Raw genomic sequence first — 17,816 nt, 5'->3', positions numbered from 1 at the left:
CCCAGGGCCCGGTCTCATCTGAGGCCCGCGGGGGCCTGGGGGTCAAGAGCCGGGACGGGGCGTCCTCAGGAGGCGGCGGGCGGCTGCGGCTGGACGGCCATGCGCGCGGACAGCGCGGTGTTGAAACGGCTGAGGAGATCGCAGAAGCTCTCGCGTTCGGCCGGTGTCCACTCCTCGGTCAGCTCGGCCATCAACTGGCGCCGGGAGGCCCGTACCTCGGCCAGCCGCGTGCTCCCGCGCGGGGACAGCTGGAGCACCACCGCGCGGCCGTCCTCGGGGTGCGAAGTGCGCTTGACCAGGCCCGCGTCGACCAGCGGGGCCACCTGCCGGGTCACCGTGGAGGAGTCGATGCCCATGCTCGCGGCGAGCGCCTTGACGCCCATGGGGCCCTCGTTGTCGAGGCGGTTGAGCAGGAGGTAGGCGGCGCGGTCCATGGAGTTGCGCACCTGCCCGACCCCGCCGAGCCGCGTCTGTTCGGCACGGCGCGCGAACACCGCCACCTCGTGCTGGAGGGTGTCGAGCAGACCGCTGTCACCGACGGTTGTCATGTCCATCGACATATCAGGTGTTGTGGGCATGGCCGGAGGCTCGCTTCATGAAGGGGTGCTGGGTTGGGGGACAGGGTACGCGGCCGGGCGGTGGCCCGTACGGGCGCTGGGGAAACCGGCCCCGGCGGTCCGGCGCCGGCGCCGGTCGCGAGCGTGAACTGCGAGACTTGAGGCATGAGCTACCGCACGGCCGGCCCCTTGCGCTCCGTCACCCTCGACGATGTGCGCGGGGCGCAGAAGATGCTCTCGGGCGTGGCCCGTACGACCGCCATGGAAAGCAGCAGGCACCTCTCCCGGCTGGCGGGCTCACCGGTGCACCTGAAGTGCGAGAACCTTCAGCGGACGGGCTCGTTCAAACTCCGCGGCGCCTACGTCCGCATCGCCGGGCTGCTCCCCGAGGAACGCGCCGCCGGAGTGGTCGCCGCGAGCGCCGGCAACCACGCGCAGGGCGTCGCGCTGGCCTCCTCCCTGCTGGGCGTGCACTCCACCGTCTTCATGCCGCAGGGCGCCCCACTGCCCAAGGTCAGCGCCACGCGGGAGTACGGCGCCGAGGTGCGCCTGCACGGCCAGGTCGTGGACGAGGCGCTCGCGGCGGCCGAGGAGTACGCGGCCGAGACGGGCGCGGTGTTGATCCACCCCTTCGACCACCCCGACATCATCGCGGGCCAGGGCACGGTCGGCCTGGAGATCCTGGAGCAGTGCCCGGAGGTGGGCACGATCGTCGTCGGCATGGGCGGCGGCGGGCTCGCGGCCGGGATCGCGGTGGCGGTGAAGTCGCTGCGGCCGGACGTGCGGATCATCGGCGTACAGGCCGAGGGCGCCGCCGCCTACCCGCCCTCGCTGGCCGCCGGGCACCCGGTGACGGTGGGGAGCCCGGCGACCATGGCCGACGGGATCAAGGTCGGCACGCCCGGCGTGGTGCCGTTCGGGATCGTGGAGGAGCTGGTCGACGAGGTGCGCACGGTCGGCGAGGACCAGCTCTCGGCCGCGCTGCTGCTGTGCCTGGAGCGGGCCAAGCTGGTCGTGGAACCGGCGGGCGCGAGCCCGGTCGCGGCGCTGCTCGCCGACCCCGGCGGCTTCCCCGGCCCGGTCGTCGCGGTGCTGTCCGGCGGGAACGTGGACCCGGTGCTGCTTCAACGGGTGCTGCGGCACGGCATGGCCGCGCAGGGGCGCTACCTCGCGGTCCGGCTGAGGCTGACCGACCGCCCCGGCGCGCTCGCCACCCTCCTCGGCGTGCTCTCGGCGGCCGACGCCAACGTCCTCGACGTCAGCCACATCCGCACCGACCCGCGCCTCGGTCTGAGCGAGGTGGAGGTGGAACTCCACCTGGAGACCCAGGGTCCTGTCCACCGCACCGAAGTCACCGCCGCTCTGCGGGAGTCGGGGTACGTGATCATCGACTGAGCGCCGCGAGCGCGGTCGGCCCGGCTGCTGTGTCACTCGTTCGGGGAAGGAATCCGAAAACCCGTTGAGAGACGCGATACATCGCGTTACGGTGTGTGACGTGGGGGTCGGATCGCCGCTCGCTCGCCGAGTGGTGCCGGGTCCGTGTGCCAGTCATTTCCGTGCACCACCGACGACGTGGAGACATCATGCCGGGCGCCATCTATGCCGAGGGTCTGGTGAAGACCTTCGGAGACGTAAGGGCACTGGACGGCGTCGACCTCGATGTGCCCGAGGGGACGGTCCTCGGGCTGCTCGGGCCGAACGGCGCGGGCAAGACCACGACCGTCCGCTGTCTGACCACCCTGCTGCGCCCCGACAGCGGCAAGGCGGTCGTCGCGGGCGTGGACGTGCTCAAGCACCCCGACACCGTGCGCCGCTCCATCGGCCTGTCCGGCCAGTTCGCGGCGGTCGACGAGTATCTGACCGGCCGGGAGAACCTCCAGATGGTCGGTCGGCTCTACCAGATGCGGGGCAGGGCGGCGAAGGAGCGCGCGGCCGAGCTGCTGGAGCAGTTCCACCTCGCCGACGCCGCCGACCGCCCCGCCAAGACCTACTCCGGCGGCATGCGCCGCAGGCTCGACCTCGCCGCCGCCCTCGTGGTCTCGCCGCCCGTGATGTTCATGGACGAGCCGACGACCGGCCTCGACCCGCGCAACCGCCAGCAGCTCTGGGAGGTCATCCAGCAGCTCGTCTCCGGCGGCACCACCCTGCTGCTCACCACGCAGTACCTGGAGGAGGCCGACCACCTCGCCCACGACATCGCCGTGGTCGACCACGGCCGGGTCATCGCCCAGGGCACCTCCGACCAGCTCAAGGCCCGCACCGGCGGCGAGCGCGTCGAAGTCGTGGTGCACGAGCGGGACCGGATCGCGGGCACCGCCGAGGTGCTGCGCGCCCTCGGCAAGGGCGAGACCACCATCGAGGAGCACACCCGCAAGCTCACCGTCCCCGTCACCGGCGGCGCCAAGCTGCTCGCCGAGGTCATCCGGGAGCTGGACACCCGGGGCATCGAGATAGACGACATCGCGCTGCGCCGCCCCACCCTCGACGACGTGTTCCTCTCCCTGACCGGACACACCGCCGAGGCCGGCCCGAACGCGGCCAAGGACGCCGAGAACACCACCGACACCGAGGGGGCCGTCAAGTGAGTGCCGTCAGCGACACCGCGCGGGCCGTGGCGCCCGCCAACCCCTTCAGCCGGGCCGTCCGCGACTCACTGATCGTGGCCCAGCGGAACCTGATCCGCATGGTCCGGATTCCCGAGGTCGTCATCTTCGGGCTCATCCAGCCGATCATGTTCGTGGTGCTGTTCACCTATGTCTTCGGCGGCTCGATGAAGATCGGCGGCAGCACCAGCGCCACCGCCTACACCAACTTCCTGATGGCCGGGATCTTCGCGCAGACCGTCACCTTCGCCACCGCGGGTTCCGGCGCGGGCATCGCCGACGACATGCACAAGGGCCTGGTGGACCGCTTCCGCTCGCTGCCCATGGCGCGCGGCGCGGTGCTGACCGGCCGCACCCTCGCCGACCTGGTGCAGACCGCTCTCACCCTGCTGGTCCTGGCGGCGGTCGCCCTGCTGGTCGGCTGGCGGGTGGGGTCCAACGGCGACACCAACGCCCTCAGGGTGCTCGCCGCCTTCGGCCTGCTGCTTCTGCTCGGGTACGCGTTCACCTGGATCGGCGCCCTGATCGGCCTGTCCGTGCGCACCCCCGAGGCGGCGACCTCCGGCGGCCTGGTCTGGCTCTTCCCGGTCACCTTCCTGTCCAACGCGTTCGTGGACACCGGCAACATGACCCCGTGGCTGCGGCACATCGCGGACTGGAACCCGTTCAGCGCCACCGTCGAGGCGGCCCGCGTGCTGTTCGCCAACCCCGGCGCATCCACGTCGACCGCGTGGCCCATGCAGCACCCGGTGTGGGCCTCGCTGATCTACTCCATTCTGATCATCGTCGTCTTCCGCACCCTGGCGGTCCGCAAGTACCGCTCGGCCACCGCCTGAGGAGAACCGGTGGCGGGGTTGTCCCGGCACGACGAAGCCCCCGGCGCCTCAAGGGCACCGGGGGCCGGTCGGAAAAAGGGGGCCGGGTCAGGCCGAGTACGGTTCGGCCTTCAGGATCTTCACCGTGGCCTTCTTGCCGTTCGGCAGCTCGTACTCCGCGTCCTCGCCGACCTTGTGGCCGAGCACACCCGAGCCGAGCGGGGACTGCGGCGAGTACGTCTCGACATCGGAGCTGGCGTATTCACGGGAGGCGAGCAGGAACGTCATCGTGTCGTCCTCGTCACCGTCGAAGGCGATCGTGACGACCATGCCCGGCGCGACGGTGCCATCGGTGGAGACCGGGGCCTCGCCCACCTGGGCGTTCTCCAGGAGCTGGGTCAGCTGGCGCACGCGCAGCTCCTGCTTGCCCTGCTCCTCCTTGGCCGCGTGGTACCCGCCGTTCTCGCGCAGGTCGCCCTCCTCGCGCGCGGCCGCGATCTTGGACGCGATCTCCGTGCGCGCAGGACCAGTAAGGTACTCAAGCTCGTCCTTGAGCTTGTTGTACGCCTCCTGGGTCAGCCAGGTGACGTTCTCGCTGGTCTGGGTCACAGGGTGCTCCTCGTCGGTACTGGGAATACAAAGCATCGCCCTACCAGGAAGCATGTTCTCTCTTGGATGGGCGAAACCACGAGCCTAACAATTCAGGGGCGAAAGGGGGAGGACATAAGCCATCAGAATCGCATCAGCGCAGGTCACGCTGTACACATTCCGGGTGATCCCTCAGCCGGCGTGGCAGCCCAGCAGCTCGGCGGTGCTTCCCTTGGCCGTCGTACGGAGCGTGACGACCTTGTCCACGCGTGTGTCCGGCCCGGTGAAGCGGAAGTCGGCCCGGCCGACCTCGGCCCCGTCGGCCGACTGGGAGCGCAGGGTGCAGTAGCCGTCGACATCGGCGTCCCGGTGGACCTCCAGATGCACGCGCACCGAGTCGTCCGTGGCCTGGAAGGTGATGACCTGGGCGCTGATCTCGTTCTTGGCGACGTAGTGGTAGGCGAAGTAACCGACCAGCGCCAGCAGGGCCGCACCCAGTACCGCGCCGAGGATCTTGAGCCGGTGGTCGGCACGCTCGTCCGAGGAGCGGCCGTATCGGCCCTCGGGCAGCCGCGTGCTCGCCGTACCCATGATCGTCCTCTCCGCGGAATTATTCGTCCCCCGATTCGGTCACTATAGAAGCCTGCCGCCCGCCCTCCGACCGCCGCCCCATGGACGACGTGCCCCCAGGCACGGCACCCGTTGACTGCCCCACCGACCGCGGGGCGCCGACTTACAAGGAACGAGTCTTGACTGACCAGCTGCGACTGATGGCCGTGCACGCCCACCCCGACGACGAGTCGAGCAAGGGCGCGGCCACCATGGCGAAGTACGTGTCCGACGGGGTGGACGTGCTGGTGGTGACCTGCACCGGTGGAGAGCGCGGGTCCATCCTGAACCCCAAGCTCCAGGGCGACGCGTACATCGAGGAGCACATCCACGAGGTGCGCAAGAAGGAGATGGACGAGGCCCGCGAGATCCTCGGGGTCAAGCAGGAGTGGCTCGGCTTCGTCGACTCCGGCCTGCCCGAGGGCGACCCGCTGCCCCCGCTGCCGGAGGGCTGCTTCGCCCTGGAGGACGTCGACAAGGCGGCCGGCGAACTGGTGCGCAAGATCCGCGCGTTCCGCCCGCAGGTGATCACCACCTACGACGAGAACGGCGGCTACCCGCACCCCGACCACATCATGACCCACAAGATCTCGATGGTGGCGTTCGAGGGTGCGGCGGACACCGAGAAGTACCCGGAGTCGGAGTTCGGCCCGGCCTTCCAGCCGCAGAAGCTCTACTACAACCAGGGCTTCAACCGCCCCCGCACCGAGGCGCTGCACAACGCGATGCTGGACCGCGGGCTGGAGTCGCCGTACGGGGACTGGCTCAAGCGCTGGAGCGAGTTCGAGCGGGTCGAGCGCACGCTGACCACGCATGTCCCGTGTGCGGAGTTCTTCGAGATCCGGGACAAGGCGCTGATCGCGCACGCCACCCAGATCGACCCCGACGGCGGCTGGTTCAAGGTCCCGATGGAGCTCCAGAAGGAGGTCTGGCCCACCGAGGAGTACGAGCTGGCGAAGTCCCTCGTGGACACCTCCCTCCCCGAGGACGACCTCTTCGCGGGCATCCGGGACAATGCCTGACATGAGCGCAAGCGTGAGCCTCGCAGTGACGCATCTCGTCCCTCTCGCCAAGGAGATCGACGAGAACAAGGTCACCCCCGGTGTCCTCGGCTTCATCGTGTTCGCGGTGATGGCCCTGGCCGTGTGGGGCCTGATGAAGTCCATGAGCAAGCACATGGGGAAGGTCGACTTCAAGGAGGCCCCCGCCGAGGGCGAGACCTCCGACAAGGCGGCCGAGTCCCGGCAGGGCTGACCCCGCCGAGCGGGACCCCACCGACGGGCACGACCGGTGCACGACCGGCCGCGCCCCGCCGGTGTCCCGATCACCCCTTGGCCGGTACCGGCACCCCCAGCACATCGCGGGCGTGCCGGTCCGGTGTCATGCGCAGCCGCCACGCCTGCCAGCCCGCCTCCAGGCTCACCCCGCGCTCCAGCAGCAGGGCGTAGGCCGGGGCGCAGTCGGTGAGCCGCTCGTCCCGCAGGGGGTGGGCGGCGCGGACCAGACGGGCCAGCTCCTCCTGCGCGACCGCCGTGCCCACCTCGGTGCCGCCCGGCGCCGCGTACGGCAGCAGGGTGCAGCGCAGGAAGCGCGCCCAGTCCTCGCCGCGCCGGTCGCCATAGGCGGTGAACAGCCCCAGCGCCTCGTCGCACAGGGCCAGCGCCTGCCGGCTGCGCTCGTTGCCCGCGTCCACCACCGCCAGCTCCAGGCACGTCCACGCCTCACCGTGCGGGACACCGACCCGCTGGAAGTCGGCGCGGGCGTCGACCAGCAGCTGGCGGGCGAACCCGGAGTTGCGCAGCGAGCCGGTCTGCGCGGCCCGCTGGTCACGGGTCACCCGCGCCGAGTGGTGCCGGGCCCAGGCCAGGCCGTACACGTCCCGCATCCGGGAGAACATCGTGCGCGAGCGCTCCAGCTCGCGCACCGCCCGGTCCAGATCGCCGGTCTCCTCCAGCGCCTGCCCCAGGTGGTACAGCGTCCACGCCTCGCCGCGCGCGTCCTCGTTGTCCCGGTGCCGTACGGCAGCCTGGCGCAGCCCCTCCACGGCGGGCGCCGCGTCGCCGTCGACCAGCCGGGCACGCGCGAGCTGGGTCAGCGCCCACGCCTCACCGCGCGCGTCGCGGGTCCGCCCGTACCGCTCCAGCGCGGCCCCCAGCTCGTCCCCCGCGCGGGGTACGTCGCCGAGGCACAGGGCGAGCTGGCCCAGCTGGTAGTGGGCCCACGCCTCGCCGTGCACCGAGCCGCCCGCCCGGTGCAGGACCAGGGAGCGTTTCAGCAGATCCAGCGCCTCCGGCAGCCGGGCCCGGTCGCGCTGTACGGCGGCCAGCGCGTGCATCGTCCAGGCGCGGTCGGTCGCCAGCTGCGGGGGCGCCTGGAGGTCCAGCGCCTCCTGGAGCCTGGCCGCCGCCTCGGTCAGGTTGCCCTGGTGGTGCAGGGTGATGCCGAGCGAGCACAGGGCACGGGCGGCGCCCGCGTCGTGGTGCGCCTCCCGGTACAGGTCCACCACCGAGGCCAGCGTGGTGCGCGCCTTGTCCAGCTCGCCGAGTTGCCGGGCCGCGATACCGGTGCGCCACTGCACCGAGCGCACCAGGAGCCCCTCGTCCACGGCCTGCGCCAGCTCGTTGATCTCACCGAGCCGGTACAGGTCGCCGCGGAGCAGGCAGTAGTCGCACAGCGCGCCCAGCAGGTTCAGCACCGCACCCTGGTCCACTCCCTCGGCCTGACGCAGGGTGGCCGTGATGAAGCTGGTCTCGTCGTCCAGCCAGCGCAGCGCCTCCTCCAGCGAGACGAAGCCATGTGAGCCGAACCGGTCCGAACGCGTCGACATGTTGCCGTCGACCAGGCGCAGCACCGAGTCGGCCAGCTCCGCGTAGTTCACGATCAGCCGCTCCTGCGCCGCCGTGCGCTCGGCCTGCTCCTCCTCGTCCAGCAGCCGGGCCTGGGCGAAGGCGCGGACCAGATGGTGCAGCCGGTACCGGTCGCCGCGCACCTGGTCCAGCAGCCCGGCGCGGGCCAGCGCGGCCAGCTGCCGGCCCGCCTCCTGTTCTCCGGTACCCAGCAGCGCGGCGGCCGCCGCCACCCCCAGCGAGGCCCGGCCGGCCAGCGCGAGGCGGCGCAGCAGACGGCGGGCCGGCTCCGGCTGGTCGGTGTAGCGCAGCCACAGCACCCGCTCCACCGGCTCGACGGGGCCGTACGCGGCCAGGTCCGCCGCGAGTCCGCTCGCCGGGCGGGAGCCGAGCGCGGAGCCCGCGCAGCGCAGGGCCAGCGGCAGCCCGCCGCACAACTGCCTGATCCGCTCGGTGGATTCGGCGTCGTAGGGGTGGGCGGAGCCCTGCGCGGAGGCGGTCAGCAGTTCCTCGGCGCCGGCCGCGTCCAGCGCCTCGACGGGCAGGTGGTGCACCCAGGCGGGCAGGTCCGCGGCCGGCTTCAGCGGGGTGCGGGAGGTGACCAGGACCAGGCTGTCGGAGCGTTCCGGGATCAGCGCGCGCACCTGTGCCGGGTCGGAGGCGTCGTCCAGCACGATCGTCACCGGCAGCCCGGCCAGGTGCTGGTGGTACAGCTCGCCGAGCCGTTTGACCTGCTGTTCGGGGGAGGAGTGCTCACGGAACAGCAACTGCTCGCGGGGCGCGCCGAGCCGGTTCAGCAGATGCAGCAGGGCGTCGCGGGTGGGCAGCGGGCGGGTCTCGTGGCCGTCGCCGCGCAGGTCGACGACGACCGCGCCCCGGAAGTGGTCGCGCAGCTCGTGCGCCGCGCGCACCGCGAGCGCGGTGCGGCCCGAGCCCGGTTCGCCGTGCAGGACGACCACGGTCGGCCGGGTCTCCGTCTCCGCGCGGGCGGCCAGCGCCCACTGCCCGATCCGCGCCAGCTCCTCGGTGCGACCCGCGAACAGGCCCTCCGGCTCAGGCAGTTGGCCGAAGGACTGCTCCAGTACCGTCCGGCGCCGGGCCGCCGCGCTCTTGTCCGAGCCGCGCAGCGCGGGGCCGCCGCTCTTCTTCAGCGGTGCCGTGGAGGCGGCGAGCATCCGCTGCTGGTCCAGGAAGGGGCGGATGCCGCGTACTTCCAGCGCGGTCAGCCACTGCAACCGCAACTGCTCAGGGCCGCCGGGCTGGCTCGCCGCGCCCTTGCGGTGGTGGGCGGCGGGCAGATGAACGCCGGCCACCTTCACCACCGTCGCGGCGGCACCGGCCACGCCGACGATGACGCCCGCCCCGAGCGCGGTGCCCGCACCGGTGCCGAGGGACAGGTCGGCGACGGCCGCCGCGGCCGCCGCGACGGCGGCCACCAGCAGCGGGGTACCGGCGCCCTCACGGGCGTAGCGCCGGCCGAAGGTGAGCCGGTCCGCCTCGGACTCGTCGAGCGCGCGGGTGTACGCGGCGTACTCCTCCGCCGCCGACCCCGCCATCCCGTCCAGCCCGGCGCGCGCCCGCGTGAGCAGCAGTTGCCCGTCGGCCCGACCGCCCGACCGCCGCACCTCCTCCTCCACGGCCCGCACCACCAGCCGGTCGGCCTCGGCCCGATGTCCGTCCCGCATGCGTCCCCCTCGGCGGTCCCTCGTCAACTCCCTTGCTCATGAGTCTCCTTCGGAGGTGCAGTGAGCGCGAGGGGGCGTCGATCACTTCGACTGGTGATTTCCGGGCGATCACCGCGTTCCCGGCTCCCCGGCCTCGCTCTCGCATGAAGGCGCGAGGCTAGATCACTAAGGTGTAACCGTCTGCCGCGACCACTCGTACCGCGGTGATTCGAGAAACCAAACCCTCCTGGGAAACACCCTTGGGGAAGAACGGAGTTACGTTGCGAAGAACGACGCGTACGGGAGCCCTGCTCGGGCTTCTGCTGACGCTCCTCACGCTGTCCATAGCGCCGTCGGCGCAGGCCGGCGACATCCTGACCGAGAAGTCGGCGGGGCGTAAGTACGCACTCCAGTCGAAGGCGGCCACCGACAAGGCCGGCAAGGCGACGTGCGTCTCGACGGAGATCAACGACGCCGGCAACCAGGCCGGCAAGCTCCGCGCGCGAACGGACTGCACCAACCCGAGCAGCCTCGGCTCCTGGGAGACCTTCACGCTGCACACCAACGACAAGGGCTCGCACGCCGCCCTGCGTTCCGAGGCCAACGGCCTCTACGTGTCCGCCGAGTTCCATGACGCGGACCCCCACTTCGGCATGCTCCGGGCCCGGCAGGACGGCTCCATCGGCGACTGGGAGCAGTTCCAGCTGGTGGACCTGAAGGACGGCTGGTACGCGCTGCGGTACAACTTCACCGAGGGCGGCACCTCCCGGGACTACTACGTCACCGCCGAGGTCAACAGCACCGACAGCGACGCGGGACTGCTGCGGGCCCGTACGACCACGACGCCGGGCTCCTGGGAGCGTTTCAAGCTGGTCCCGATCCCCTCCTCGGCGACGCCGCCGGCGGCCGCGTCCACGCCGAATCGCACCTTCAACGCGCTGACCTGGAACACCTGCAGCAACAACGGCGACTGCGCCATGGCCGGGTACACCTCCGACCAGTTCGCCTCCGCCGTCACGCAGCGGGCCGCCTCCGCGCAGGCCGACGTGATCTTCCTGCAGGAGTTCTGCGAGAAGTGGGCCAAGCCGCTGGAGCAGAAGCTGGAAGACACGTTCGACCAGGGAGCGGACACGTGGGACGTCCGCTTCGCCCCGATCCAGTACCAGGTCGGCGCCACCGGCCAGTGGGCCCAGAAGTCCTGCTCCAACAACCGCGGGGCATACGGCGTCGCCGTCGCCGTACCCGCCGAGAACACCTGGTACAGGGCGGTGGAGCTGACGTCCCCGGACAACACGGAGCGCCGCACCGCCCTCTGTGCCGCCATTCCGTCCTGGGCCGTCATGGCCTGCTCGGCTCACTTCAGCACCGGTGGCCGCGACGCCGACGGCAAGCCGTACGACGACCCGGACCGGTATGTGCAGCAGGCCCAGGCGTCCGCCCTGGCGCAGCAGCTCGCCGGCTACAGCGGTTACCGGCCCGTCTTCGGCGGCGATCTGAACGCCACCCCGACCGTGACGCCGACGAACAGCAGCACGCCGGTCCTCCAGCCGTTGTACGACGCGTACAAGGAGAGCGACCAGCCGGACAACCGGCCGACCAAGGGCAGCAACAAGCTGGACTACCTCTACGCCTCGCCCTCGGCGACCTGGTCCGGCACCACCATCGGCTCGAACACCGGCAACCCCTCCGACCACCAGCCCCTCTGGAGCACGGTGGCCCTGCCCGCGCGCTGAGCGCCGGGCTGCCCGGGTAGCGGACCGCACACATGAAGAGGGCCGTCCCACATCGAGACGATGTGGGACGGCCCTGGCGCGGTATCACGACACCGAAGCCGCACTGCCTCCACTTCCCCGGGGCGGGTGGGTCAGGTGTCCAGGCGGCGTCCCGCGAGCCAGGTGACGATCTCGGGGTCGTGGTGGTCGAAGAAGAGGGAGTCGCCGGTGTCGAGGGTGGCGATCTGCGCCATCTGCTCGTCGGTGAGGCGGAAGTCGAAGATGTCGATGTTCTCGGCCATGCGCTCGGCGCGCACCGACTTGGGGATGGCGACGACGCCACGCTGGGTCAGCCAGCGCAGGACGACCTGCGCGACCGACTTGCCGTACTCCTTGCCGATCCCGGCCAGCAGCGGGTTGGTGAACATGTCGTTCCTGCCCTCGGCGAAGCCGCCCCAGGACTCGATCCGCACTCCGTGCTCGCGCATGAGGTCCTGGTAGTCGGCGCGCTGGAAGAAGGGGTGGGTCTCGATCTGGTTGACCTGTGGGGTGATCTCGTTGTTGACGATCAGGTCGAGCAGCCGGTCGGGGTAGAAGTTGGCGACACCGATCGCCTTGGCGAGGCCCTCGCGGTTCAGCGCCTCCATGGCGCGCCACTGGCCGTACACGTCGCCGTAGGGCTGGTGCATCAGGTACAGGTCGAGGTGGTCCAGGCCCAGCTTGTTCAGGGACGTCTCGAAGGCGCGGCGGGTGTTCTCCTCGGCGGGGGCGTCCTGCACCCACAGCTTGGTGGTGATGAACAGGTCCTCGCGGGCGATGCCGCTGGACTTGATCGCCCGGCCGACGGCTTCTTCGTTGCCGTAGGCGGCGGCGGTGTCCAGCAGGCGGTAGCCGGCTGCCAGCGCCTCGGAGACGGCGCGTTCGGTGTCCCCGGCGGGGATCTGGTAGACGCCGAAGCCGAGGAGCGGCATCTCGACGCCGTTGTTCAGGGTGACGAACTCCATGAGCGGGGTGTCCTTCGCTGTGCGGGTGGGAGGGGGGAGTCAGGGGCGGATGAGGGCCTTGAGGACCTGGCGGTCGGCCATGGCCCGGTAGGCGTCCGGGGTCCGGTCGAGGGTGAAGGTCTGGTCGAAGACGCGGCCGGGGTCGATCGTGCCGTCGAGGACGTCGGGCAGGAGCTGCTCGATGTAGGCGCGGGCGGGGCTGGCGCCCCCGGTCAGGGTGATGTTGCGCATGAACTCGGCCGGGCCGATCGGTCCCTGCTCGTACTGGGGGACGCCCAGGCGGCTGATGGTGCCGCCGTCCAGGACGGCGCCCAGGGCGGTGTCGAGGGCCTGCCGGGTGCCGACGGCCTCGATCACCTTGTCCACGCCGCCGGTCAGTTCGCGGATGCGGGCGATGCCCTCCTCACCGCGCTCGGCGACCACGTCGGTGGCGCCGAACTCCCGGCCCAGTCCGGTGCGTTCCTCGTGGCGGCCCGCGAGCACGATCCGCTCGGCACCCAGCCGCCTGGCGGCGATCACCGCGCACAGGCCGACCGCGCCGTCCCCGACGACCAGCACCGCGTCCCCGCGACGGACCCCGGCGGTGACCGCACCGTGGTGGCCGGTGGTCATCACGTCCGACAGGGCCAGCAGCGACGGCACCAGCGCGGAGTCGGCGGCCACCGGGAGCCTCACCAGGGTGCCGTCCGCGTACGGGACACGGACGGCTTCGCCCTGGCCGCCGTCGACGCCGTCGAAGCCGTACCGGCCGCCGTTGCGACACGAGATGTGCAGGCCCTTGGCGCAGTAGTCGCAGGTGTTGTCGCTGTAGGTGAACGGGGCGACGACCAGGTCCCCCGCCTTCAGTCCGGTCACGTCGGCGCCGGTCTCCTCGACGACGCCGAGGAACTCGTGGCCCATGGGGCGGCCGGTGTCGGCCGCGGGCATCGAGCCGTACGGCCACAGGTCGCTGCCGCACACGCACGTGGCGACCGTGCGTATCAAGGCGTCGGTCGGCTTGACGATCTTCGGGTCGGGCCGGTCCTCGACGCGGACGTCTCCGGCTCCGTACATCACTGCCGCACGCATAAGAAGGGGTTGCTCCAAACGGGGGAGGTGGGGTTGTCGCGCCGGGGGAGAGATCAGCGTTCGAGCATCTGAGCCTGTGCCTCGGTGTGGGTGTCGCCGGCGGCGGGCGGCAGGCTGCTGAGCTTGTGCAGCTGCTCGTCGGTCAGGACGACCGTGTCGGCGGCGGTGTTCTCCTCGACGCGGGCAACCCGCTTGGTGCCGGGGATCGGTGCGATGTCGTCGCCCTGGGCGAGCAGCCAGGCCAGCGCGACCTGCGCGGGGGTGGCGCCGACCTCGGCGGCCACGGCCTTGACCTCGTCGGCGAGCGCGAGGTTGTGCCGGAAGTTCTCGCCGGTGAAGCGGGGGTTGTCGCGCCGGAAGTCGTCCTGGTCGAACTGGTCGGTGGAGCGGACGGTGCCGGTCAGGAAACCGCGTCCCAGCGGGGAGAACGGCACCAGGCCGATGTTCAGCTCCCGCAGGACGGGCAGGACGCGGTCCTCGATACCGCGCGTCCACAGGGAGTACTCCGACTGCACCGCGGTGACCGGCTGGACGGCGTGGGCGCGGCGGATCGTGTCGGGGCCCGCTTCGGAGAGGCCGAACGCCCTGACCTTGCCCTCGGTGATCAGCTCGCCGACGGCTCCGGCGGTCTCCTCGACCGGGGTGTTCGGGTCCACCCGGTGCTGGTAGTACAGGTCGATGTGATCGGTGCCCAGCCGCTTCAGGGAGCCTTCGACGGCGGTGCGGATGTTGGCCGGCCCGGAGTCCAGGTTCCACGCGCCGTCTCCGCCGTGGGAGACCAGGCCGAACTTGGTGGCCAGGACGACCTGGTCCCGGCGTCCCTTCAGCGCCCGGCCGAGCAGCTCCTCGTTGGTGTAGGGGCCGTAGATCTCGGCGGTGTCGATGAGCGTGACGCCCAGCTCCAGCGCCCGGTGCACCGTCCTGATCGACTCCGCGTCGTCGGTACCGGAGCCGGTGTAGCCGTGGGACATGCCCATCGCACCGAGCCCGATCCGGGAAACCTCCAGGTCACGCAGTTTGATGTACCGCATCGCTTCTCTCCGATCGTGGCCTGCCCGGCACCCTCGCTCCCGCCCGGCCGGCCACGTCGTCCCTGTGCCGGCCCTGGCGTGCGCCGGGGTACCGGCGTCTTGCTCATCCACCTTCACCCGGATCGCGCCGGTGTGGCAGGGCGGGCTCTTCGGGGGTAATGACAGGGCCCCCCTCGCACCCCGCCCGGCGGATGCCCGGTGGGTGAGACTGGGGGCATGGCATCGACGAGCGCGCACAGCGAGAGCGCGGAGCTGGGCCGCTATCTGCGCGCCCGCCGCACCCAGACCGGCCCCCAGCACGTCGGACTCACCGTGGGCACCGGTATCCGCCGCACCCCCGGCCTGCGCCGCGAGGAACTGGCCACCCTCGCCGGCATCAGCATCGACTACTACGTGCGCCTGGAACGCGGCAAGGAGACCCGCCCCAGCCCCGCCGTCCTCGACGCGCTCGCCCGCGCCCTGCGCATGGACGACCAGGAACACCAGCACCTGCGCGAACTCGCCGCCCGCGCCGCCCGCTACACCCCCGAACCACCGCCCGCGCCCAGCCGCACCGTGCGCCCCCACCTCAAGCTGCTGCTCGAATCACTGCGACCGAACCCGGCCTACGTCATCAGCCGCAGCATGGACCTGCTCGCCTGGAACCCCGGCGGCCTCGCCCTCTACGCGGGCCTGGACGACTGGCCGGCCAAGCACCGCAACCTCGCCCGCTACCTCTTCCTCCACCCGGCGGCCCGTGACCTCTTCACCGACTGGGACCGGCAGATCACCGCCTGCGTCGCCCGCCTGCGCGCCATCGCCGGCACCGCCCCGGACGCCCCCGACCTCACCAACCTCGTCGGCGAACTCCTCCTCAAAAGCCCCGACTTCGCGGGCCTGTGGGAGCGCTACGAAGTGACCGGACGCAAGCCCGCCCACAAGACCTTCCAGCACCCCCAGGTCGGCACGGTCACCCTCACCTCGCAGTCGCTGCACGTCGAAGGCACCCCCGGCCAGCGCATCGGCGTCTACACCGCCGAACCCGGCACCCCCGACCACGACGCCCTGCTCCTCCTCGACAACACCGCACCTCAGCCGGTTCGCGACCACGAACCGAAGGGGCAGGGAGTTCGCCGCGGCGAGCAGTGAGCCGACCGGGAAACCTCGATGGTTGCCGGGCCAGGGCTGATCTCCGGTGACTCCGCGTCGAGCGCGGATGATCTCCCGGGGCGGTACGCATCGTGCAACCATGGCGATATGAACCGGCTGGCTGGCGTGACCTCGCCCTATCTGCTTCAGCATGCTGACAACCCGGTCGACTGGTACCCCTGGGGACCGGAGGCGTTCGAGGAGGCGAAGCGCAGGGACGTGCCGATCCTGCTCTCCGTCGGCTACTCCGCCTGTCACTGGTGACAGTGGACTTGCGGACCCAGTAATGGGCGGTGCTCACACCTCTCTGATGATCACGCGGTTCCCGCACAGCTTCGACCAGTCGTCACGGTCGGAGGTCAGAACGATCACAGGAGCCGGGACGCGGAGCGCGAGCGCGGCAACGAGGGCGTCGATCGCGTACTTGTGCCCATGTAGCCCGCCTGCGTCCTGAAGCAGCTCCACTGCGGTCAGGGAGTCCTCTTGGCTGACTGGTTCCACCCGCAGCCGGGAGAGCACCCACTTCAAGCGCGCCAGATCGGTCTTCCCGTGCACGGCTTCGACAATGGTCAGCGCAGACACGAGGACAGGAACTCCGACCTGCCGGGACGCCTCGACGCGTGCAGCCATCTTGCGGTCGTTGCGCAGGAGCAGGGAGAGCGCCTCGGAGTCGAGCACCAGCGAGCGGGCCGACTGCTCCTTCACGCAGCGCCCCGTTCGACGTCGCCGGCGCCCTCTTCTCCGAACAACTCGTGACGAGCGGCGTCGATCTCCTGCTCCGTGAGCGCGCCGTGCTCCTCTTCATGTGCCGCGACGATCTCGGCGAGCCCGTCCATGGCGAGCTGGTGCCTGACGGCTTCGGTGACGTAGCTGGACAGGCCTCGACGCCCGGTCCTTGAGCGGAGCTCACTGACCAGCTCGGAGGGCATAGAGACGGAGATGTTCTCCGTGGTCCCGGTCCGGGTCGACTTCATACCCCAAGTGTAGTACAGCTTCTATTACAATCCAGAGGTTTTCAGTCCTTTCATGGCCCCATGGTTGCTACCGAAGTAGGGCGCTGCCTGCGGAAGCCCGATCTCGAAGCACGGATCGCTCATTCCCTCGCACCGCGGTGCTCCAAGTGCCGCAGAGGCCGCGTTGGCAGTGCAACTCCACTCCCTCCTTGGAAGGGCGCGCTGCGGTCTCGCTGACGGGACCGGGCATTGTGAGAGGCTGGATCGCATGAACCGGCTGGCTGGTGTGACCTCGCCTTATCTGCTTCAGCACGCTGACAATCCGGTCGACTGGTGCGGCTACTCCGCCTGTCACTGGTGACAGTGCGTTTCGCCGAGGCCCGACGCGGTCGGCAGAGCTTGATTCGACGGTTCTTCGTCGGCCGGTGCCTGCTGACGGCCAGGCCGCCTGCGTGGATGGCGGCCGTCAAATGACTCCCAGGTCGACAGCGACAAGGAAGGGGACAGAGGACTTGATCACACCGATGAACATCTCGCCGTCCTTGTATGCCTTGGTGGCGGGATCGAGAACGTAGGTGTAGACGATCGGGACACCGGTGGCGGCCTGCTCGACCCGCCAGTAGAAGGGGATGCCCGCCTTGGCGTACTGGTCCACCTTCACGATCCGGTCGGTGGTCTCCGAACCGGGCGACACGACCTCGACGACCAGGAGCACGTGCTCGGGGCGGGTGGGCGTGAGGTCGATGGTCTCCGCCCGATAGACGATGACGTCCGGGCGACGGTTGGTGAGCGGAACGTCCTGCAGGCGGACGTCGAAGTCCGTGTCGGCGTTCCAGTCCGGGCCCGCGGCGTTGTCCAGGGCGTTGGCCAGGACCCGGGCCAGCCGGTTGTGCCGCTTCGAGGCGCTCGGACTCACGACCACCATTCCGTCCACGATCTCGATCCCGGCGCACTGCTCCTCGGACCAGGAGTCGTACTGCTCCGCGCTGATCTGGGAGTGCATCCAGGCGGGCGCCACCATCTCGGCGGTCATGGCGTGCCTCCTTCGAAAACCTCGGCAGTTCCGGAACTGCTCGGACCAGCCTACTGTCCAGCACTGTCCGGGTGCCCGATTCGGGATGGGCCCTGTGAGAGGCTGGATCGCACGAACCGCCTGGCTGGCGTGACCTCTACCGGCCAGGAGGGGTAGCCGGTCGCAGCGTCTCGAGTCGGTGGGGGAGCGTGGTCCCGGCACCGGC

Annotated in this window: 17 protein-coding genes and 2 pseudogenes; 9 read left to right on the top strand and 10 right to left on the bottom strand. The window is 70.8% G+C overall.

The window, feature by feature from the left end; genetic code table 11:
- Positions 1–65: 65 nt before the first annotated feature.
- A complete protein-coding gene (locus ACIGA3_RS23605; RefSeq protein ID WP_388997370.1) occupies positions 66–560 on the bottom strand; it encodes a MarR family winged helix-turn-helix transcriptional regulator in 495 nt (164 codons plus the stop codon).
- A gap of 162 nt (positions 561–722) precedes the next feature.
- On the opposite strand from ACIGA3_RS23605, the gene ilvA reads away from it, so the two are divergent.
- The 3 genes from ilvA (at position 723) to ACIGA3_RS23590 (ending at position 3,996) form a co-directional block, all read left to right on the top strand.
- A complete protein-coding gene (ilvA, locus tag ACIGA3_RS23600; protein WP_399718967.1) occupies positions 723–1,952 on the top strand; it encodes a threonine ammonia-lyase in 1,230 nt (409 codons plus the stop codon).
- Between the two features lie 188 nt (positions 1,953–2,140).
- A complete protein-coding gene (locus ACIGA3_RS23595) occupies positions 2,141–3,142 on the top strand; it encodes an ATP-binding cassette domain-containing protein (RefSeq protein WP_399718964.1) in 1,002 nt (333 codons plus the stop codon).
- Positions 3,139–3,996, top strand: a complete 858-nt coding sequence (locus ACIGA3_RS23590; protein ID WP_399718962.1) for an ABC transporter permease — start codon at positions 3,139–3,141, stop codon at positions 3,994–3,996. The genes ACIGA3_RS23595 and ACIGA3_RS23590 overlap by 4 nt, the downstream gene beginning before the upstream one ends.
- Positions 3,997–4,083: 87 nt before the next feature.
- On the opposite strand, the gene greA is transcribed toward ACIGA3_RS23590, so the two are convergent.
- Both greA and ACIGA3_RS23580 read right to left on the bottom strand, forming a co-directional pair.
- On the bottom strand, positions 4,084–4,584 hold the full coding sequence (gene greA / locus ACIGA3_RS23585) for a transcription elongation factor GreA (RefSeq protein ID WP_399718959.1): 501 nt from the start codon (positions 4,582–4,584) through the stop codon (positions 4,084–4,086).
- 171 nt (positions 4,585–4,755) lie between these two features.
- Complete coding sequence (locus ACIGA3_RS23580; RefSeq protein ID WP_399718957.1) at positions 4,756–5,154, bottom strand: DUF4307 domain-containing protein; 399 nt, start codon at positions 5,152–5,154, stop codon at positions 4,756–4,758.
- A 158-nt stretch (positions 5,155–5,312) separates the two neighbouring features.
- Between ACIGA3_RS23580 and mca the strand changes: the two genes are divergently transcribed.
- Together mca and ACIGA3_RS23570 are read left to right on the top strand one after the other, a co-directional pair.
- The gene (gene mca / locus ACIGA3_RS23575) at positions 5,313–6,194 is read left to right on the top strand and encodes a mycothiol conjugate amidase Mca (RefSeq protein ID WP_399718954.1); all 882 of its coding nucleotides are present in this window, start codon (positions 5,313–5,315) and stop codon (positions 6,192–6,194) included.
- Entirely contained in the window at positions 6,187–6,426 is a 240-nt protein-coding gene (locus tag ACIGA3_RS23570; RefSeq protein WP_399718951.1) for a hypothetical protein, read from the top strand. Before mca ends, ACIGA3_RS23570 begins: the two co-directional genes overlap by 8 nt.
- Positions 6,427–6,496: 70 nt before the next feature.
- Here ACIGA3_RS23570 and ACIGA3_RS23565 read toward each other — a convergent pair whose 3' ends face one another.
- A complete protein-coding gene (locus ACIGA3_RS23565) occupies positions 6,497–9,703 on the bottom strand; it encodes a tetratricopeptide repeat protein (protein ID WP_399718948.1) in 3,207 nt (1,068 codons plus the stop codon).
- Positions 9,704–9,963: 260 nt separating this feature from the next.
- Here ACIGA3_RS23565 and ACIGA3_RS23560 point away from each other — a divergent pair, with 260 nt between their 5' ends.
- The gene (locus ACIGA3_RS23560) at positions 9,964–11,415 is read left to right on the top strand and encodes an endonuclease/exonuclease/phosphatase family protein (protein WP_399718946.1); all 1,452 of its coding nucleotides are present in this window, start codon (positions 9,964–9,966) and stop codon (positions 11,413–11,415) included.
- Between the two features lie 131 nt (positions 11,416–11,546).
- Here ACIGA3_RS23560 and ACIGA3_RS23555 read toward each other — a convergent pair whose 3' ends face one another.
- From ACIGA3_RS23555 to ACIGA3_RS23545, 3 genes are read right to left on the bottom strand one after another with little or no spacing between them, the layout of a single operon-like run.
- Positions 11,547–12,398, bottom strand: a complete 852-nt coding sequence (locus tag ACIGA3_RS23555) for an aldo/keto reductase (RefSeq protein WP_399718943.1) — start codon at positions 12,396–12,398, stop codon at positions 11,547–11,549.
- A gap of 39 nt (positions 12,399–12,437) precedes the next feature.
- Complete coding sequence (locus ACIGA3_RS23550) at positions 12,438–13,466, bottom strand: zinc-binding dehydrogenase (protein ID WP_399718940.1); 1,029 nt, start codon at positions 13,464–13,466, stop codon at positions 12,438–12,440.
- Between the two features lie 53 nt (positions 13,467–13,519).
- Entirely contained in the window at positions 13,520–14,497 is a 978-nt protein-coding gene (locus ACIGA3_RS23545) for an aldo/keto reductase (RefSeq protein ID WP_399718938.1), read from the bottom strand.
- A 216-nt stretch (positions 14,498–14,713) separates the two neighbouring features.
- Between ACIGA3_RS23545 and ACIGA3_RS23540 the strand changes: the two genes are divergently transcribed.
- Both ACIGA3_RS23540 and ACIGA3_RS23535 read left to right on the top strand, forming a co-directional pair.
- On the top strand, positions 14,714–15,625 hold the full coding sequence (locus tag ACIGA3_RS23540) for a helix-turn-helix transcriptional regulator (RefSeq protein ID WP_399718935.1): 912 nt from the start codon (positions 14,714–14,716) through the stop codon (positions 15,623–15,625).
- Between the two features lie 108 nt (positions 15,626–15,733).
- Positions 15,734–15,886 (top strand): annotated as a pseudogene (locus tag ACIGA3_RS23535) (DUF255 domain-containing protein); the annotation flags it as partial.
- A 36-nt stretch (positions 15,887–15,922) separates the two neighbouring features.
- On the opposite strand, the gene ACIGA3_RS23530 reads toward ACIGA3_RS23535, so the two are convergent.
- Positions 15,923–16,330 (bottom strand): type II toxin-antitoxin system VapC family toxin, encoded by a 408-nt coding sequence (locus tag ACIGA3_RS23530; RefSeq protein ID WP_399718932.1) that lies wholly within the window; start codon positions 16,328–16,330, stop codon positions 15,923–15,925.
- A complete protein-coding gene (locus tag ACIGA3_RS23525; protein WP_399718929.1) occupies positions 16,327–16,599 on the bottom strand; it encodes a hypothetical protein in 273 nt (90 codons plus the stop codon). The genes ACIGA3_RS23530 and ACIGA3_RS23525 overlap by 4 nt, the downstream gene beginning before the upstream one ends.
- 247 nt (positions 16,600–16,846) lie before the next feature.
- Here ACIGA3_RS23525 and ACIGA3_RS23520 point away from each other — a divergent pair.
- Positions 16,847–16,936, top strand: a pseudogene (locus ACIGA3_RS23520) (DUF255 domain-containing protein); the annotation flags it as partial.
- Positions 16,937–17,044: 108 nt separating this feature from the next.
- On the opposite strand, the gene ACIGA3_RS23515 reads toward ACIGA3_RS23520, so the two are convergent.
- A complete protein-coding gene (locus ACIGA3_RS23515) occupies positions 17,045–17,611 on the bottom strand; it encodes a Uma2 family endonuclease (RefSeq protein WP_399718926.1) in 567 nt (188 codons plus the stop codon).
- Positions 17,612–17,816: the final 205 nt, after the last annotated feature.

The organism is Streptomyces sp. NPDC085596 (assembly GCF_044541565.1).
GTDB lineage: Bacteria > Actinomycetota > Actinomycetes > Streptomycetales > Streptomycetaceae > Streptomyces.
Note: the sequence above shows the minus strand (reverse complement) of the source record. Positions and strands in the feature narration are given on the sequence as shown.

Bases quoted from the DNA above. Each gene is read 5' to 3' on its own strand.
- ACIGA3_RS23605 (WP_388997370.1), bottom strand. From the start codon at position 560: ATGTCGATGGACATGACAACCGTCGGTGACAGCGGTCTGCTCGACACC.
- ilvA (WP_399718967.1), top strand. From the start codon at position 723: ATGAGCTACCGCACGGCCGGCCCCTTGCGCTCCGTCACCCTCGACGAT.
- ACIGA3_RS23595 (WP_399718964.1), top strand. From the start codon at position 2,141: ATGCCGGGCGCCATCTATGCCGAGGGTCTGGTGAAGACCTTCGGAGAC.
- ACIGA3_RS23580 (WP_399718957.1), bottom strand. From the start codon at position 5,154: ATGGGTACGGCGAGCACGCGGCTGCCCGAGGGCCGATACGGCCGCTCC.
- ACIGA3_RS23570 (WP_399718951.1), top strand. From the start codon at position 6,187: ATGCCTGACATGAGCGCAAGCGTGAGCCTCGCAGTGACGCATCTCGTC.
- ACIGA3_RS23565 (WP_399718948.1), bottom strand. From the start codon at position 9,703: ATGCGGGACGGACATCGGGCCGAGGCCGACCGGCTGGTGGTGCGGGCC.
- ACIGA3_RS23555 (WP_399718943.1), bottom strand. From the start codon at position 12,398: ATGGAGTTCGTCACCCTGAACAACGGCGTCGAGATGCCGCTCCTCGGC.
- ACIGA3_RS23550 (WP_399718940.1), bottom strand. From the start codon at position 13,466: ATGCGTGCGGCAGTGATGTACGGAGCCGGAGACGTCCGCGTCGAGGAC.
- ACIGA3_RS23545 (WP_399718938.1), bottom strand. From the start codon at position 14,497: ATGCGGTACATCAAACTGCGTGACCTGGAGGTTTCCCGGATCGGGCTC.
- ACIGA3_RS23540 (WP_399718935.1), top strand. From the start codon at position 14,714: ATGGCATCGACGAGCGCGCACAGCGAGAGCGCGGAGCTGGGCCGCTAT.
- ACIGA3_RS23525 (WP_399718929.1), bottom strand. From the start codon at position 16,599: ATGAAGTCGACCCGGACCGGGACCACGGAGAACATCTCCGTCTCTATG.
- ACIGA3_RS23515 (WP_399718926.1), bottom strand. From the start codon at position 17,611: ATGACCGCCGAGATGGTGGCGCCCGCCTGGATGCACTCCCAGATCAGC.